Consider the following 1,010-nt stretch of genomic DNA (forward strand, 5'->3'; position numbering starts at 1 on the left):
GCATCGGCATGAGCCGCGACGAGATGGCCGAGGCGCTGGGCACCATCGCGCGCTCCGGCACGCGCGCCTTCATGGAGCGCGTCGAGGCCGGCAAGGCGACGGAGGACACGCAGCTTATCGGGCAGTTCGGCGTCGGCTTCTATTCCGCCTTCATGGTCGCCGACCGGGTCGACGTGATCAGCCGCCAGGCCGGCAGCGACGAGGCCTTCCGCTGGTCGTCCGACGGCAAGGGCACCTATGAAATTGCGCCGATCCCGCTCGAGGCGGCGCCCAGGCGCGGCACGCGCGTGGTGCTGCATCTGATGGAGGACGCCACCTCCTACACCACGCCATACCGGCTCGAAGGCCTGGCGAAGTCGCGGTCCGGCCATGTGCCGGTGCCGATCACGCTTGTCGAGAAGCCCGGCGCCGAGCCGCGCGACATCGCCGACGGCACCGCGCTGTGGGTGCGGCAGAAGAGCGAGATCAAGCCGGAGGAATATACCGACTTCTACCGCAGCGTCGCCGGCCAATATGACGAGCCGGCCTCGACCATCCATTTCCGCGCCGAGGGACGGCAGGAATACAACGTGCTCGCCTTCGTGCCCGGATCGCGGCCGTTCGACCTGTTCGACCAGGACCGCAAGGACCGCATGAAGCTCTATGTGCGGCGCGTTTTCATCACCGACGATGCCGATCTCCTGCCGCGCTACCTGCGCTTCGTGCGCGGCCTGGTCGATTCCGCCGACCTGCCGCTCAACGTCTCGCGCGAGATGATCCAGGAAAGCCCGCTGCTCGCCGCGATCCGCAAGGGCGTGACGAACCGCGTGCTCGGCGACCTTGCCAAGACTGCCGAAAATGACGCCGAAACCTATGCCAAGATCTGGGAGAATTTCGGCGTCGTCCTCAAGGAAGGTCTCTATGAGGATTACGAGCGGCGCGAGCAGCTGCTGAAGCTTGCCCGCTTCCGTTCGACTGCTTCCGGCGAAAGCTGGCGCAGCCTTGCCGACTATGTCGGGGCTATGAAGGAA

The 1,010-nt window shown here is 66.0% G+C and carries 1 protein-coding gene; it reads left to right on the forward strand.

The features are described from left to right. Positions 1 to 1,010, forward strand: a 1,010-nt coding sequence (htpG, locus tag EOA28_RS36850; RefSeq protein WP_128315897.1) for a molecular chaperone HtpG, incomplete at both ends; no start/stop codon positions are given.

It is taken from the genome of Mesorhizobium sp. M2A.F.Ca.ET.067.02.1.1 (assembly GCF_004023285.1).
Lineage (GTDB): Bacteria > Pseudomonadota > Alphaproteobacteria > Rhizobiales > Rhizobiaceae > Mesorhizobium.